Genomic DNA, 15,790 nt, shown 5'->3' with positions numbered 1-15,790 from the left:
AAGTAAACTCTCCAAGTGAGAGTTAAGGAGGTCAATATGAAATATTTACGTCGAATGATGTGGTCACTAGCCCTTGTTGCCACAGTCCTCTTTTCGAATGCTTTTGTGCAAACGATTCAAGCGTCAGAAGTCCTGTCTTATACACAAACAGCAAGCCTAACCAAGGACAATCAAGTAGTAACCAGTGGAACTACAGTCTTATCAAATGAAAAATTGTCAGCTACCATCAATGTAGCCTTTCCAGATACACAATCCATTCAAGCAGGAGATACCCTGACCTTGTCTTTGCCGAAAGAATTAACCTTCTATACAGCTCTAGAATTTGATGTGGTGGAAGAAGGTCAAACAAATGGTCAGACAGTTGGGAAAGCTGTTGTCAATACAGCAAACAAGACCGTAACCGTTACTTTTAACGATTACTTTGCTTCCCACCCACTCAATAAACGCGTAGCTTTGCGTTTTGATGTGAAGGTGGATACAGAGGTTGTTACAAAAACATCCCCATTGACTTTTAAAATTGGCAATACAGATTTTTCATTAAACTACGAAAAAACAGATGGTCAAGCTGGTGACTATGAAATGAAATATGGCTACCAAGACCAAAAGGATCCAACGATTGTAAAATGGCGGATTATCTTAAATGCTCGTCAAGATATTCTTCGTGGCATGGTCATTAAAGATCAATTTGGAGATGGCTTGACACTGGTAGAAGGTAGTTTCCGTGCGGTTCGCTTTAGTCCAGTAGATGGTGGAATTAGAAACGAAGCCCATATTTTAAGTCTGCCAGTTTTAGATAATTTCAGTAAAAAAGCTGTCTTCGACAAGAATGCAGCTGGTCAGATCACAGGATTTACTATTGAATTTGGAGATAACTACAATTGGCCAATGTATATTGAATACTCTACTAGAGTGGCTCCGGGTACAAAAGTAGGCGATCTAGTTCATAATACTTTGACATGGAAAGCAACCAATTTCCCTGAGCCTCGTAGCTTAACACGCGAAGTAAGATTAGAATCGGGGTCTGGCGAAGGATTGGGTGAGAAAGAACAAACCCCACCGACACCAAGTTCAAGTTCTTCATCAAGTTCAAGTTCTTCGTCAAGTTCTAGCTCTTCGTCAAGTTCATCGTCTTCATCAAGTTCTAGCTCTTCGTCAAGTTCATCGTCTTCATCAAGTTCTAGCTCTTCGTCAAGTTCATCGTCTTCATCAAGTTCTAGCTCTTCGTCAAGTTCATCATCTTCGTTAAGTTCTAGTACTTCATCAAACTCATCATCAACTTCTGTCAAAGAAGAAGAAACTCCAAAAACTGGGAAGAAAAAAGTTCTTCCAAGTACAGGTGAAAAGATGACGCCTGTTATCTTCCTTGTCGGTATCTTGGGATGTGCAGTTGCTATTACAGTATTTCGCTCTAAGAAGTTAACAAAATAATCCTCGTTTTTAAAAGGCTGGAAATTACTCCAGTCTTTTTTAATTGGATGCTAGAAATAAATATGCAAAAGTATGGTTGTAAAAAACACCTGCCATAAATTAGCTATCTTTCTTGTAAAAGGTGGATGTTTGAAAAATGCCCTTTTTCGTGGTAAAATAGGGCTAATGAATTTATTGTAATAGAGGTAAAAAACGTGGCTTTTGGAGATAACGGAAAACGCAAAAAAACATTTTTTGAAAAATTGACTATGCTAGTCATTGTGATTATGTTAATTGTAACGGTTGGAGCAATTTTTGCTGCAGCATTTGGTGCACTATCCTACTAAGAGGATTCCAAGTAGCACTTGGTAATAAAAGGAAAACGTTAAATTATGAGTATGTTTTTAGATACAGCCAAAATCAAGGTCAAGGCTGGGAATGGTGGAGATGGCATGGTCGCCTTCCGTCGTGAAAAGTATGTTCCCAATGGCGGACCTTGGGGAGGTGATGGAGGACGCGGAGGCAATGTTATCTTCGTTGTAGACGAAGGCTTGCGCACGCTGATGGACTTCCGCTATAACCGACATTTTAAAGCTCAAAATGGTGAGAAGGGGATGACCAAAGGGATGCACGGACGGGGAGCAGAAGACCTCTATGTGCGAGTACCGCAAGGGACAACTGTCCGAGATGCGGAGACTGGTAAGGTCATTACCGACTTGGTTGAAAATGGGCAAGAATATATTGTAGCCCATGGCGGACGTGGAGGACGCGGAAATATCCGTTTTGCAACTCCTAAAAATCCAGCGCCTGAGATTTCAGAAAATGGGGAACCAGGTCAGGAACGCGAACTCGAATTAGAACTCAAGGTCTTAGCAGATGTTGGTTTGGTTGGCTTCCCATCAGTAGGGAAATCAACTCTTCTCAGTGTGATTACTTCTGCTAAGCCAAAAATTGGAGCTTATCATTTTACAACCATTGTTCCGAATTTGGGCATGGTTCGGACACCATCAGGTGAGTCCTTTGCAGTTGCAGACCTTCCTGGATTGATCGAAGGGGCTAGCCAAGGTGTCGGTCTGGGTACCCAATTCCTTCGCCACATCGAGCGTACCCGTGTTATCTTGCATGTCATCGATATGTCAGCGAGTGAAGGACGCGATCCTTATGAAGATTACGTTCAAATCAACAAGGAGCTTGAAACCTATAATCTTCGCTTGATGGAGCGACCACAGATTATTGTCGCTAATAAAATGGATATGCCAGAGAGCCAAGAAAACTTGAAAGAGTTCAAGAAAAAATTGGCTGCCAATTACGACGAATTTGATGAATTGCCACAGATCTTCCCAATCTCTAGTTTGGCCCATCAAGGCTTGGACAATTTGTTGGAAGCAACAGCAGACTTGTTAGATAAAACACCAGAATTCCTCTTGTATTCAGAAGAAGATATGGCGCAAGAAGAAGTCTACTATGGCTTTGATGAGGATCAACCAGCCTTCGAAATCAATCGAGATGATGATGCTTCTTGGATCTTGTCTGGTGATAAGTTAGAAAAACTCTTCAATATGACCAATTTTGATCGGGATGAGTCTGTCATGAAATTTGCGCGTCAATTGCGTGGAATGGGTGTCGATGAAGCTCTTCGAGCACGTGGTGCTAAAGACGGCGATATCGTTCGAATCGGTAAATTCGAATTTGAATTTGTTGACTAGTTAGAGATAAAGAGGAGAAGAAGATGGGAGATAAACCTATATCTTTTCGTGATAAAGACGGAAATTTTGTCTCTGCTGCAGACGTTTGGAATGCAGAAAAATTGGAAGAACTCTTTAATAAGTTGAATCCCAATCGTAAGTTACGCTTAGAACGGGAAAAGCTAGCAGCCTCCAGTGAAAATTAGGAATGAGGAGAAGAAAATGGCAAAAACAATTCACACAGATAAAGCACCAGCAGCAATTGGTCCTTATGTTCAAGGAAAAATAGTGGGCAATCTCTTATTTGCAAGTGGGCAAGTTCCCCTTTCACCAGAAACAGGTGAAATTGTTGGTGAAACCATTCAAGAACAAACCCAACAAGTCTTGAAGAATATTTCTGCTATCCTTGAAGAAGCTGGAACGGACTTTGATCACGTGGTGAAAACAACCTGTTTCTTAAGTGATATGAATGATTTTGTACCTTTTAATGAGGTTTATAAGACAGCATTTTCAAGTGAATTTCCAGCACGTTCTGCAGTAGAAGTGGCTCGCTTGCCACGCGATGTCAAAATCGAAATCGAAGTGATTGCAGAAGTATAGTCTCAATAGAAGGAATGCATTCGGGTAAAAGGAATGTTGGAGTGAGAGCCATCGACTGACCAACTGGAAAGATGATGCCCTCCTCCTTTTTTGTAAGGAAAAGGTGATTAGGATGACAGATACAGAAAAAACAATTCAACTGGTCATTGTAACAGGAATGAGTGGAGCAGGGAAGACCGTAGCCATTCAGTCCTTTGAAGATATGGGCTATTTCACCATTGATAATATGCCTCCAGCTCTCTTGCCAAAATTTATAGAGCTGATTCAACTCTCGATGGACAATAACAAGTTGGCTCTCGTCGTGGATATGCGTAGTCGGTCTTTCTTTGCAGAAATTCGCTCCATTTTGGACGAATTAGAGAATCACGAAGGAATTGATTTTAAAATTCTCTTTTTGGATGCGACCGATAGTGAATTGGTTGCTCGCTACAAAGAAACCCGTCGTAGTCATCCACTGGCTGCTGATGGGCGCGTCTTGGATGGGATTACTCTAGAACGTGAACTTTTGGCTCCGCTTAAAAACATGAGTCAAAATGTCATTGATACGACGGAATTAACTCCCCGTAATCTTCGTAAAGTGATTGCTGAACAATTCTCCAGACAAGATAGTCAGCCCGAATTTCGAATTGAAGTCATGTCCTTTGGTTTTAAGTATGGTTTGCCTTTAGATGCGGACTTGGTCTTTGATGTTCGTTTTCTACCTAATCCTTACTACCAACCAGAGCTACGGAATCAAACAGGGCTAGATGATGATGTCTATAACTATGTCATGGATCACAAAGAATCAGAGGAGTTTTATCGTCATCTTTACGAGTTGATTGCTCCCATCTTGCCAGCATACAAACGAGAAGGAAAGTCCGTTTTGACGATTGCAGTTGGTTGCACAGGTGGCCAACACCGTTCAGTCGCCTTTGCGGCACGGCTCGGACGTGATTTAGCTAAAGATTGGACGGTTAATATGAGTCATCGCGACAAAGACCGACGGAAAGAAACGGTGAATCGTTCATGAGAAAACCAAAAATGACCGTCATCGGAGGCGGTACAGGGATTTCTGTCATCTTGAATAGCCTACGGAAAAAGGATGTTGAAATTACGGCCATTGTGACAGTGGCGGATGATGGTGGTAGCTCTGGAGAACTTCGAAAAAATATTCATCAATTGACACCGCCAGGCGACTTGCGAAATGTTCTAGTAGCCATGTCTGACATGCCTCGTTTTTATGAAAAAGTCTTTCAATATCGTTTTGCGGAAGACGATGGGCCACTAGCTGGTCATCCTCTAGGGAATTTGATTATTGCTGGGATTTCTGAAATGCAGGGCTCGACCTATAATGCCATGCAATTGCTTACGAAATTTTTCCATACGACAGGAAAAATCTATCCTTCCAGCGATACACCGTTGACCCTTCATGCCGTATTTATGGATGGGTCAGAAGTCGCTGGTGAGAGTGAAATCGCCCATCATGAGGGCATGATTGATTATGTCTATGTCACCAATACCTATAATGATGAGACGCCGAAAGCGAGTCGAAAAGTAGTAGATGCGATTTTAGAAAGCGATATGGTGATTTTAGGACCTGGTTCTCTCTTTACATCGATCCTTCCTAATCTAATGATTGAGGAAATTGGACAAGCCTTGCTTGAGACAAAAGCAGAGGTCGCTTATGTCTGCAACATCATGACCCAACGTGGGGAGACAGAACACTTTACTGACAGTGACCATGTATCCGTCCTTCATAAACACTTGAAGAAGCCTTTTATTGATACTGTTTTGGTCAATATTGAAAAAGTACCTCAAGAATATATGGACACGAATCGATTTGATGAATATCTGGTTCAAGTAGAACACGATTTTGCAGGTTTAAAATCTCAAGTGCCCCGAGTTATTTCAACCAATTTCCTACGCTTGGAAAATGGCGGAGCCTTCCATGATGGAGAAGCTGTTGTGGATGAACTGATGCAAATGGTACAGGTGATTAAATGAGTTTTACCATTAAAGTAAAAGAAGAGCTCTTGACCCTTCACCGCTTTGAGAAAAGTGAGTTATCTGCTCTGATTAAGATGTCAGGTAGTTTGGGCTTGAGTATGGGGGGCTTAAGTTTGTCTCTGACAACGGAGAATGCTAAGATTGCCCGCCATATCTATGAATTAATTGTAGAGTTTTATCAGGTTAAATCCGATATTCGTCACCACCAAAAAACCAATTTGAAAAAGAATCGCGTCTATACTGTTTCTATTGATGAAAAAGTCGAAGACATTCTTGCAGACCTGCATTTGGCTGATTCTTTCTTTGGTATTGAGACTGGGATTGACCCGAGAATCTTGGAAGAAGATGAAGCAAGTCGCGCTTATCTGAGAGGAGCTTTCTTAGCAAGTGGGACCATCAAGGATCCAGAATCAGGACGCTATCAATTAGAGATTAGTTCGGTTTATTCTGACCATGCCCAGGATTTGGCCAACCTGATGCAACACTTCTTGTTAGATGCCAAGACCATCGAACGCAAAAAAGGAGTTGTCACCTATTTGCAGCGGGCGGAGGATATTATTGATTTCCTCATCTTGGTAGAAGCGAAGCAGGCCTTGGAAGAATTTGAGTCTGTCAAGGTCATGCGAGAGGCGCGCAATGATCTTAATCGAGCTAACAATGCTGAAATGGCCAATATCGCGCGGACGGTTACAGCTAGTATGAAGACCATCAACAATATCGTCAAAATCATGGATACTATTGGATTAGGTGGCCTTCCTGTCGAGCTTCAGGAAGTTGCTTATGTTCGAATTCAGAATCCCGATTATTCCATTCAGCAAATTGCAGATGCCTTGAAAACGCCCTTGACCAAAAGTGGCGTCAATCATCGCTTGCGGAAAATCAATAAGATTGCAGAAGAATTGGATAATTTGTAAGAAAAATCCTTTGAATCATGATTCAAAGGATTTTTCTTATAAGCTAGTCGAGTGGACTGGTTGAACTTTCTTATCTGGATAAATGTAATTAATGGCGTTATTCACTGCTGTAGGAGCTTCGCCTAAGCCGGTTGCAATTAAATCAATTTTCCCATCATAGAAGCAACAATCGCCACAAGCATAGATTCCTTCACGACTGGTCTCCTGTTTGCGATTCACGAGGATTTTATGACGTTGGAGATCCAAGCCCCATTCTTTTAATTTGCCGACTGACGATTTGAAGCCGTAGTTGACAAAGAGTTCATCGATAGGGACTAATTGGGTTTCATCTGATTTGACCTTGGTGATTTCCAGGTGGCTGGCACGGCCATTTTCTCCGATTAAGCGACTAGGAACATAAGGAGTTTGAATAGAGACAGAAGAAGCCTTTAATTCCTCAACGCTATGTTCGAGAGCTCGGAAATTATCACGACGATGGACCAGAGTTGTCGGTGCGATTTTTTCAAAGGCCAGGGCCCAATCGACTGCTGAATCTCCTCCACCTAGAATAGCAACTTGTTTGCCAGTATATTGTTGGATATTTGAAACATGGTAGTGGACGTTCTCAAATTCTTCAGCTCCATCCACTTCTAATGGACGTGGTTTGAAGGCACCACCGCCCATAGCAATAATGACAGCACGACTGAAATGTTGGTCTTTATTGGTTTCAATTAGGAAGTGATCCTCGTTTTTATGAATATCCAAAACAGTTTCATTCAAACAAATTTCAGTCTCGAATGTGTTTAATTGATTGATCAACCGTTTGGACAATTCTTCCCCTGTTAGGTTGGTAAAACCAGGGACATCCAAAATTGTCTTTTCAGGATAGAGAATAGCAGGTTGACCACCTAGTTGAGGGAGGGAATCAATCAATTTTACTTTTACTTGACGCAGATGGCCATAGAAGGCAGCAAAGAGCCCTACAGGGCCACCGCCGATAATGGTAATGTCATAGATTTCAGACATGAGTTCTCCTTTGTGATGTGTAACTAATCCTATTGTATCATAATTCGGAGTTAAATAGAAAGTGGAGGATAATACAAGAATTAAAAAGGATGAATCAAGGGATTAAGATATATTTTTTAAAAATAATGTTCGGTTTATTTACAAGTGTTCGATATTCTGATAGAATAAATTATTATTATTTTTTTATAAGGAGATTATTCAAAAATGCAATTTGATTTTTGGGTTAAAGTTGCGACCGAATTTATTGCAACAGCTTTATTGATTATTTTAGGAAATGGTGCCGTTGCAAACGTTGAATTGAAGGGTACCAAAGGGCATCAAAGTGGATGGCTCGTGATTGCAATCGGGTACGGAATTGGTGTTATGATGCCAGCCTTGATGTTTGGTAATGTATCAGGAAACCATATCAACCCTGCTTTTACGATTGGACTTGCAGTTAGTGGCCTCTTCCCTTGGGAAAATGTTTTATACTACATCGTTGCTCAAGTTCTTGGAGCCATGTTTGGACAATTGGTTGTCGTTGCGACTCACCGTCCATATTACCTTCAAACTGAAAATCCAAACAATATCTTGGGAACTTTCTCAACGATTTCTAGCTTGGATAAAGGAACTCCTGAATCACGTAAAGCAGCAACCATCAATGGTTTCGTCAATGAGTTTGCAGGGTCATTCGTTCTTTTCTTTGGGGCACTTGGCTTGACAAAACACTTCTTCGGTGCTGAGGTTGCTGGTCTAGCTCAAAGAGCAGCGACTGAGCAAGGAGGGATTTTTGATGCTTCTTCAACAGCTGCAAAATTGGCTTTGTCACAAGCACATGCTCCTGGTCTAGGAATTGCTCACTTGGCACTTGGATTCCTCGTTATGGCTTTGGTGACATCACTTGGTGGTCCTACAGGACCTGGTTTGAACCCTGCACGTGACCTTGGTCCACGTTTGGTTCACGCCTTCCTTCCAAAATCTGTCTTAGGTGAACACAAGGGAGATTCAAAATGGTGGTACGCTTGGGTACCAGTTGTAGCACCAATCTTGGCTGCAATCGTTGCCATTGCTCTCTTTAACTTCCTTTATATGTAAGACTAGAACACTTTTCGTAGACATTACGGAAAGTGTTTTTTATCTTTTAATGAGGAAACAGTTTTTTCTAAAGGGAGTAGGGATGAAAGAAAAGAATTTAATAGAAGATAATAGAAGAGCTGATTATTTTAGTTTTCTATATTATTTGCATGAGAAGAAAGTGTTTCATTCGGAGTCACTGGCTGTTCTTTGTCAGTATCTAGTAGGATTGGAATCAGTTAATATCGAGTAACTAAGGGATGTGCGCTGGATAGAAACTCAAATTTTGCGTCATCTGGTCTATCATTTTGATGAGAATGATCTAAGTAAAATTAGTAATCTCCCAATGGATTATTGGGAGGAAGTAGAAGCATTTGAACAAGTAGTATCAAAACTTTATAATCGTTATGAATGAAAGGAATTCAGAAAAGAATGAATCCTCGAATAGATTTGATAAACGTTTAGAGAGTTGCCAGAGATGAATTCCTTTAACTTTTTCTTGACAATCTTTAGAATTCCGTGTAGAATAGAATAGATCTTGAACTTGAAGGGAGTGAAAAACATGTCAAAAACAGTAGTACGTAAGAATGAATCTCTTGACGATGCTCTTCGTCGTTTCAAACGCGCGGTTACTAAAGCTGGTACTCTTCAAGAAACACGCAAACGTGAATTCTATGAAAAACCTTCTGTAAAACGTAAACGTAAATCAGAAGCAGCTCGTAAACGTAAAAAATTCTAATTGAAGACAAGAACAGACCTCGGTCTGTTTTTTGTTTCTCTAGAAAAATCGAAGACAAAAAAACCGACCTTCAAATTAGAAGATCGGGTCTTTTTATCTGATTATTTGTTTGCAAGCAAGTCGCGGATCTCAGCAAGCAACTCTTCTTGAGTAGGACCAGCAACTTCTTCTTCAGCAGCTTCTTCCTTTTTACCAAGGTTTTGAGCTTTTTCAGCGGCTTTCACTACGAAGAAAAGAACAGTACCGATAACAAGGAAGTTGATAACAGCGCTCAAGAAGCTACCGTATGCAACACCGTTCCATGTCAATTCAGCAATATTTTTAACATGAGCAGCTTCCAAAGCTGGGTTCAAAATAAGTGGAGTGATGATATCGTTCACAAATGATGTTACGATAGCTCCAAATGCAGCCCCGATGATAACTGCAACAGCAAGGTCAACAACGTTCCCACGAAGGAGAAAAGCTTTCAATTCTTTTAACATATCCTAAATATGTCCTTTCATAATAAATTTTTTACAGACCATAGTATAACCAAAAAGTTTGTTGAATTCAATGATTATGCTCAAATTTTTTAAAAAAGTTGATTTAAGCAAACTGTTGATTTTAGAAACTATGGAAAGATGTGGAAAAATAGGATGAAAATCAATCTGAATGATTTACAATTGACAAAAATTAGTTTAAAATAGTTAATGATATTCTATGGTAAAATGGAGGCACTGTTTATGGTTGACAAACAACTGATTTCAGAAATTAAAAACAGTGTGAATATTGTAGATGTAATCGGAGAAGTTGTTCAATTGACAAAGGCAGGACGAAACTTTTTAGGTCTCTGCCCTTTTCATGGTGAAAAGACGCCTTCTTTTAATGTCGTCGAGGATAAACAGTTCTATCATTGTTTTGGTTGTGGCAAATCAGGCGATGTTTTTAAGTTTATCGAAGACTATCGTGGTATCTCCTTCATGGAAGCTGTTCAAATTGTTGGAGATCAGGCAGGCATTCAGGTGCAAGCTCTTGCTCCCTCTCAGTCCAGGGGACAACAAGCGGATGGAAAACAACCCTTTTATGAGATTCATCAAGAGGCAGCCAAATTCTATCATGCAATCCTGATGACGACAAAGATGGGAGAGGATGCTCGGCAATACCTTTATGATCGAGGGCTTGATGATGAGATGCTTCGGCATTTTCAAATAGGCCTAGCACCAGCAGAAGGGAATTATCTGTATCAGAGTGTTTCCGGAAAGTTTTCAGAAAACATTATGGCCGAGTCGGGACTGTTTCATATTAGTGATATGGGAACTATGTATGATGCTTTTCAAGATCGCATTATGTTTCCCTTATCGGATGATACTGGCCGAGTTATTGCTTTTTCTGGTCGACTTTGGCGTGAACAAGCCGAAGGGACCAAGCCTCAGGGGAAATATAAGAACAGCCGTAGTACGCTCCTTTTTAACAAGAGTTATGAGTTGTACCATTTGGATAAGGCCAAGCAGGTCGCTAAGAAGAACCATGAACTTTACCTGATGGAAGGATTCATGGATGTCATTGCAGCCTACCGGGCTGGGATTGAGAATGCGGTTGCTTCCATGGGGACAGCTCTGACCCGTGAACATGTAGCCCATCTCAGCAAATTTACCAAAAAGGTTATCTTGGCCTATGATGGAGATAAAGCGGGAAGGCTAGCGACAGCAAAGGCTTTAGAGGTTCTGGAAAAACTGGAAGTAGAGGTTGTCCAGATTCCTGATCGGATGGACCCTGATGAGTATCTCAAAAAGAATTCACCGCAAGCTTTAGCAGACTTATTGGAAAAAACGCGTCTTAGCCGCATAGAATTTCTCATGGATTATTGGAAGCCAGATAATATTGAAAATTTGCAGGCGCAGATTGAATTTGTTGAAAAAATGGCTCCTTTAATTGCTCAGACGCCATCTGTAACGGCACAAAACACCTACATTTATAAATTAGCCGACCTCTTGGTTGATTTTGATTATTTGCAGGTGGAACAAACGGTTAATGCTAGTCGTCTTCAGATGCGTAGTCAGCGTCAAGATCAAGGTCCAATCCAGACACAAGCTCCAGTTGCTAGTCCAACTGTTGTACAGAAGCAGTTGCCTCGCCTGGTTCGGGCTGAGAATCATCTTCTCCATCGGATGAACGCTTTTCCTTATGTTTTGAATGAATATCGTCTTCGGACAGATTTTTCGTTTGATACCCCTGCCTTGCAAACCTTGTACCAACTTCTTTGCCAAAATGGAGAAGTGACATCGCAGGATTTGTCAGAGCAGACAGAGGAAGTCCAACGAGCCTGGTATCTGATGTTAGAAGAGAATTTACCGGATGAAATAGCGGAGAATGAGCTGGAAGAAGTGGAAGAAACGATAAATCGTGAGCTTCTCCGTAAAGAAAGTCAACAAATAGGAAAAAAAGTCCGAGAAGCCTCTCACAGTGGAGATGCGGATCAGGCTTTATTGGAACTCGAGCGTCTAATCGCTCAAAAAAGAAGAATGGAGTAGGAATGGCGAAAGAACAAAAAGATATCACAACTTTAGATGTCCAAATTGCAGAGTTTATTCGTAGTCATAAGAAAAGTGGTACTGCAACAGATGATGAAATCAATGATCAATTGGTCATTCCTTTTACCTTGGATGCCGATGGAATTGATGATTTGTTGCAACGGATTCAAGATGCTGGGATTTCCATCACGGATAAGGAAGGAAATCCAAGCGCGCGTGTCCTGAACACCGAAGAGGAAGAACCAGAGTTGACGGATGAGGAATTGCTTGGAAGCAACTCTGCCAAAGTCAATGACCCTGTTCGAATGTATTTGAAAGAAATTGGGGTCGTTCCTCTTTTAACCAATGAAGAAGAGCAAGAATTGGCCATCTTAGTGGAACAAGGGGATTTGGAAGCTAAGCAACGTTTGGCAGAAGCCAACCTTCGTTTGGTTGTTTCCATTGCGAAGCGCTATGTTGGTCGTGGGATGCAATTCTTGGATTTGATCCAAGAAGGAAATATGGGCTTGATGAAGGCAGTTGATAAGTTTGACTATACAAAAGGGTTCAAATTTTCTACCTATGCCACTTGGTGGATCCGTCAGGCTATCACTCGTGCCATTGCAGACCAAGCCCGTACCATTCGGATTCCTGTTCACATGGTGGAAACCATTAACAAATTGGTTCGGGAGCAACGCAATCTCTTGCAAGAATTGGGACAAGATCCAACACCAGAACAAATCGCTGAACGCATGGATATGACGCCAGATAAGGTCCGTGAAATCTTGAAAATTGCCCAAGAACCCGTTTCTCTCGAAACCCCAATTGGGGAAGAAGATGATAGCCATTTGGGAGATTTCATCGAAGACGAAGTGATCGAAAATCCAGTAGACTATACTACTCGTGTGGTTCTACGTGAACAATTGGATGAAGTCCTCGATACTTTGACAGATCGGGAAGAAAACGTCCTTCGTCTCCGTTTCGGTTTGGATGATGGAAAAATGCGGACCTTGGAAGATGTGGGCAAAGTCTTTAACGTGACCCGTGAACGGATTCGTCAAATTGAAGCCAAAGCCCTCCGCAAACTGCGCCACCCAAGCAGAAGCAAACCATTGCGTGATTTTATAGAGGATTAAAAAGGTCCGGGGGACCTTTTTAACCCGAGCCGAGAAACTCGGAAGCGAGGAAGATCCTGTGGACCTTTTTAACGGTCGCCTAGAAATAAAAAAGCGACCCAGGTCCGGGGGACCTTTTTAACCCGAGCCGAGAGATTCGGGAGCGAGGAAGGTCCGGGCGGTCTTTTATAGAGTTTCCTTAATATTTGGGTTTCCGTAAAAAAAGAAATTCTTCATAGGGATGAACCCGACGAAGAAGGAGTAAAGAATGAGTTATACGACAGAAGAAATCGAACAAATTAAAAACCGTATTCTTGAAAACCTAGAGCAAGTCATCGATCCGGAATTAGGTATTGATATTGTCAATCTTGGTTTGGTCTACGAAATTCGGTTTGATGGTAAAACTGGTGAAACAGAAATCGATATGACCCTAACCACCATGGGTTGTCCATTGGCAGACTTGCTGACGGATCAGATTTATGATGCCTTAACAGGAATGGAAGAAGTGACTAAGGTCGATGTAAAATTGGTCTGGTATCCAGCTTGGACGGTTGAAAAGATGAGCCGCTATGCGCGGATTGCATTGGGAATTAAATAAAATTGATTTAAAGGAGGGACAGATGTTCCTCTTTTTTTATGAAGATGGTTTGGATGTCAAATAGTACGAACATTCTATCTTCTTTTACGATTATATCTTGCAATCACTTCTTAGTAAGGTTATAATAGAATCATTATTAAATTAAGGAGAAGATTATGAATCAGTACCCTTTGGTCTACTTAGACCATGTTCAAAAAGTGTATGGTAAACATATTGCCTTAGGTGATGTGAGTGTCAATATTCAACCGGGTCGTATCATTGGTTTGTTAGGACCAAACGGAAGTGGGAAAACTACCATTATTAAATTAGTGAATGGGCTTTTGCAACCAACTTCTGGTAATGTCTACATCCATGGCCAAGTACCGTCTGCAAAAACCAAACAGGTCGTTTCTTATTTACCAGATACAACTTATTTGGATGAAAATATGAAGATTTCAGAAACAATCCGTTTCTTCCAAGACTTCTATAAGGATTTCAATGCTCAACGTGCTTATCAATTGTTGAATGATTTACATTTGCACCCAGAGCAAAAATTGAAACAACTCTCTAAAGGGAATAAGGAAAAAGTTCAATTAATTTTGGTCATGAGCCGTGAAGCAGATTTGTACATTCTTGATGAACCTATTGGTGGAGTGGACCCTGCTGCGCGTGATTACATTCTTAGAACCATCATTCAAAATCGTCGTCCAAACTCATCTGTATTGATTTCAACCCACTTGATTGCGGACGTTGAACAAGTCTTGGATGAAGCGCTCTTTATCAATCAAGGTCGTATTCTGTTGCATGAAAACACAACTGTTCTTCGCAACCAATACGGTAAATCGATTGATGAGATCTTCCGTGAACAATTTAGAATGTATTAGGAGGTTCTTATGTTTGGGAAATTAATGAAATATGAATTAAAAGCAACCTATAAGTGGTATCTCATTATTTCGGGTGTGCTTGCTATTCTCTCCATTTTTGCTGGTTTATTAGCTTCTAGTGTTATAACTGGGGCATCAACTTTCACAGAAAATACAGCCTTAACTATTGGGAGTATTGTTGTTTTGGTCATTTTTGCGGGCTACATTGGCTTGACCTTGACCAACTATATCATTATTATTCGTCGTTTTTACAACAATATTTTTGGTCGTGAAGGTTATTTGACCTGGACCTTGCCAACTGGATCTCATACTGTTTTACTTGTAAAAGTAACATCTGCTTTGATTTGGAGTATCTTCTGTTTTATTAGCTTGATTCTTTCTTTGCTTATTTTCTTAGGAGTGATTGGCCTCGCTCAACAACAGAATATTTTTGATTTGCTTGGTCCATTGTTCGAACATATTGGGTCATCTCTTATTTGGCAAAGCTTGCTATTTCAAGTGTTAGCGACTATTTCAGGTATTTTAATGCTCTACTGTGCCATCTCACTGGGTCAGCTCTTCATTAACAGTCGTATCGTGATGGCCTTCGTCTTTGGATTTATCCTTTGGGTTGTACTAAGTATCATTGGAAGATTGTTCCCTTCTATATCTATTTCAGAACTTTCAAGAACTGCAACTATGTCTTCTGATACTCTTAGTGATATCTTGGTTGTTAACTTTATTCCTGCCTATATCTATGAAGTGGTGAAAATTGTAGCGATGTATTTCACGGTACATTATGTAACAAAATTCAAACTAAACTTGCAATAAAAGTGAAAGAGGAAGGAATTCCTCTTTTTCTTTTGCCATTTTACCCAAAAAATGATACACTTGAGTATATCATTTTGGGGTCGTTACGGATTCGACAGGCATTATGAGGCATATTTTGCGACTCGTGTGGCGACGTAAACGCTCAGTTAAATATAACTGCAAAAAATAACACTTCTTACGCTCTAGCTGCCTAAAAACCAGCAGGCGTGACCCGATTCGGATTGCTCGTGTCTGATGACAGGTCTTAATTTTAGCGAGATACGATCAAACTTTGTCTAGCAGTTTGATAAGAGATTGATAGACTCGCAGTTCCTAGGCTTGAGTTATGTGTCGAGGAGCTGTTAAATCAATACATAACCTATGGTTGTAGACAAATATGTTGGCAGATGTTTGGACGTGGGTTCGACTCCCACCGGCTCCATTTTTTATATGCAAGAGGCTGGGACAAATGTCCTAGCCTCTTAACTGTCTTTGGTTTGTCGAGCAAGACTTAGTGGTTGAGTGGGTTCTACTACGCTGAATTCAT

General features: G+C 40.8%; 17 protein-coding genes, 1 other RNA gene and 1 pseudogene. 17 read left to right on the top strand and 2 right to left on the bottom strand.

Annotated elements, in window-relative coordinates:
• Window positions 1-36: 36 nt before the first annotated feature.
• From D7D50_RS09290 to whiA, 8 genes are all read left to right on the top strand, one after another.
• Window positions 37-1,428: an LPXTG cell wall anchor domain-containing protein gene (locus D7D50_RS09290; RefSeq protein WP_023026643.1), complete on the top strand. Its 1,392-nt coding sequence runs from the start codon at window positions 37-39 to the stop codon at window positions 1,426-1,428.
• 194 nt (window positions 1,429-1,622) lie between these two features.
• Entirely contained in the window at window positions 1,623-1,754 is a 132-nt protein-coding gene (locus D7D50_RS09285; RefSeq protein WP_023022768.1) for a DUF4044 domain-containing protein, read from the top strand.
• Between the two features lie 45 nt (window positions 1,755-1,799).
• A complete protein-coding gene (gene obgE, locus D7D50_RS09280; protein WP_120702126.1) occupies window positions 1,800-3,113 on the top strand; it encodes a GTPase ObgE in 1,314 nt (437 codons plus the stop codon).
• 23 nt (window positions 3,114-3,136) lie between these two features.
• A complete protein-coding gene (locus D7D50_RS10170; RefSeq protein WP_023022771.1) occupies window positions 3,137-3,298 on the top strand; it encodes a hypothetical protein in 162 nt (53 codons plus the stop codon).
• Window positions 3,299-3,314: 16 nt separating this feature from the next.
• On the top strand, window positions 3,315-3,692 hold the full coding sequence (locus D7D50_RS09270; protein WP_023022773.1) for a RidA family protein: 378 nt from the start codon (window positions 3,315-3,317) through the stop codon (window positions 3,690-3,692).
• A gap of 112 nt (window positions 3,693-3,804) precedes the next feature.
• Complete coding sequence (gene rapZ, locus D7D50_RS09265) at window positions 3,805-4,701, top strand: RNase adapter RapZ (protein ID WP_120702124.1); 897 nt, start codon at window positions 3,805-3,807, stop codon at window positions 4,699-4,701.
• Window positions 4,698-5,675, top strand: coding sequence for a YvcK family protein (locus D7D50_RS09260; protein WP_023022779.1), 978 nt, complete (start codon window positions 4,698-4,700; stop codon window positions 5,673-5,675). The genes rapZ and D7D50_RS09260 overlap by 4 nt, the downstream gene beginning before the upstream one ends.
• Window positions 5,672-6,592, top strand: coding sequence for a DNA-binding protein WhiA (gene whiA / locus D7D50_RS09255; protein ID WP_023026645.1), 921 nt, complete (start codon window positions 5,672-5,674; stop codon window positions 6,590-6,592). The genes D7D50_RS09260 and whiA overlap by 4 nt, the downstream gene beginning before the upstream one ends.
• Before the next feature lie 36 nt (window positions 6,593-6,628).
• Here the strand turns inward: whiA and D7D50_RS09250 are convergent, their stop codons facing one another.
• The gene (locus D7D50_RS09250; RefSeq protein WP_023022783.1) at window positions 6,629-7,597 is read right to left on the bottom strand and encodes an NAD(P)/FAD-dependent oxidoreductase; all 969 of its coding nucleotides are present in this window, start codon (window positions 7,595-7,597) and stop codon (window positions 6,629-6,631) included.
• 204 nt (window positions 7,598-7,801) lie between these two features.
• Between D7D50_RS09250 and gla the strand changes: the two genes are divergently transcribed.
• The 3 genes and pseudogenes from gla to rpsU all read left to right on the top strand — a co-directional run bounded on the left by gla (window position 7,802) and on the right by rpsU (window position 9,389).
• Window positions 7,802-8,671, top strand: coding sequence for an aquaglyceroporin Gla (gene gla / locus D7D50_RS09245; RefSeq protein WP_023022785.1), 870 nt, complete (start codon window positions 7,802-7,804; stop codon window positions 8,669-8,671).
• An 82-nt stretch (window positions 8,672-8,753) separates the two neighbouring features.
• A pseudogene (locus tag D7D50_RS10275) lies at window positions 8,754-9,065 on the top strand (hypothetical protein).
• Window positions 9,066-9,212: 147 nt separating this feature from the next.
• The gene (gene rpsU / locus D7D50_RS09235) at window positions 9,213-9,389 is read left to right on the top strand and encodes a 30S ribosomal protein S21 (protein ID WP_000048054.1); all 177 of its coding nucleotides are present in this window, start codon (window positions 9,213-9,215) and stop codon (window positions 9,387-9,389) included.
• A 101-nt stretch (window positions 9,390-9,490) separates the two neighbouring features.
• On the opposite strand, the gene mscL is transcribed toward rpsU, so the two are convergent.
• Window positions 9,491-9,871, bottom strand: a complete 381-nt coding sequence (gene mscL / locus D7D50_RS09230; protein ID WP_023022790.1) for a large conductance mechanosensitive channel protein MscL — start codon at window positions 9,869-9,871, stop codon at window positions 9,491-9,493.
• A 240-nt stretch (window positions 9,872-10,111) separates the two neighbouring features.
• On the opposite strand from mscL, the gene dnaG reads away from it, so the two are divergent.
• From dnaG to ssrA, 6 genes are all read left to right on the top strand, one after another.
• Entirely contained in the window at window positions 10,112-11,899 is a 1,788-nt protein-coding gene (dnaG, locus tag D7D50_RS09225) for a DNA primase (RefSeq protein WP_120702123.1), read from the top strand.
• 2 nt (window positions 11,900-11,901) lie between these two features.
• On the top strand, window positions 11,902-13,014 hold the full coding sequence (gene rpoD, locus D7D50_RS09220) for an RNA polymerase sigma factor RpoD (RefSeq protein WP_006596591.1): 1,113 nt from the start codon (window positions 11,902-11,904) through the stop codon (window positions 13,012-13,014).
• A 247-nt stretch (window positions 13,015-13,261) separates the two neighbouring features.
• A complete protein-coding gene (locus D7D50_RS09215; protein WP_120702121.1) occupies window positions 13,262-13,591 on the top strand; it encodes a metal-sulfur cluster assembly factor in 330 nt (109 codons plus the stop codon).
• Between the two features lie 155 nt (window positions 13,592-13,746).
• Complete coding sequence (locus tag D7D50_RS09210; RefSeq protein ID WP_023022796.1) at window positions 13,747-14,454, top strand: ABC transporter ATP-binding protein; 708 nt, start codon at window positions 13,747-13,749, stop codon at window positions 14,452-14,454.
• A 9-nt stretch (window positions 14,455-14,463) separates the two neighbouring features.
• Entirely contained in the window at window positions 14,464-15,264 is an 801-nt protein-coding gene (locus D7D50_RS09205; RefSeq protein ID WP_120702119.1) for an ABC transporter ATP-binding protein, read from the top strand.
• 76 nt (window positions 15,265-15,340) lie between these two features.
• Window positions 15,341-15,688: a transfer-messenger RNA gene (gene ssrA, locus D7D50_RS09200) on the top strand.
• Window positions 15,689-15,790: the final 102 nt, after the last annotated feature.

The sequence above is a fragment of the Streptococcus koreensis genome (assembly GCF_003627135.1).
GTDB lineage: Bacteria > Bacillota > Bacilli > Lactobacillales > Streptococcaceae > Streptococcus > Streptococcus ilei.
The sequence above is the reverse complement of the archived record's forward strand: the minus strand, read 5'-3'. Positions and strand labels throughout refer to the sequence as shown.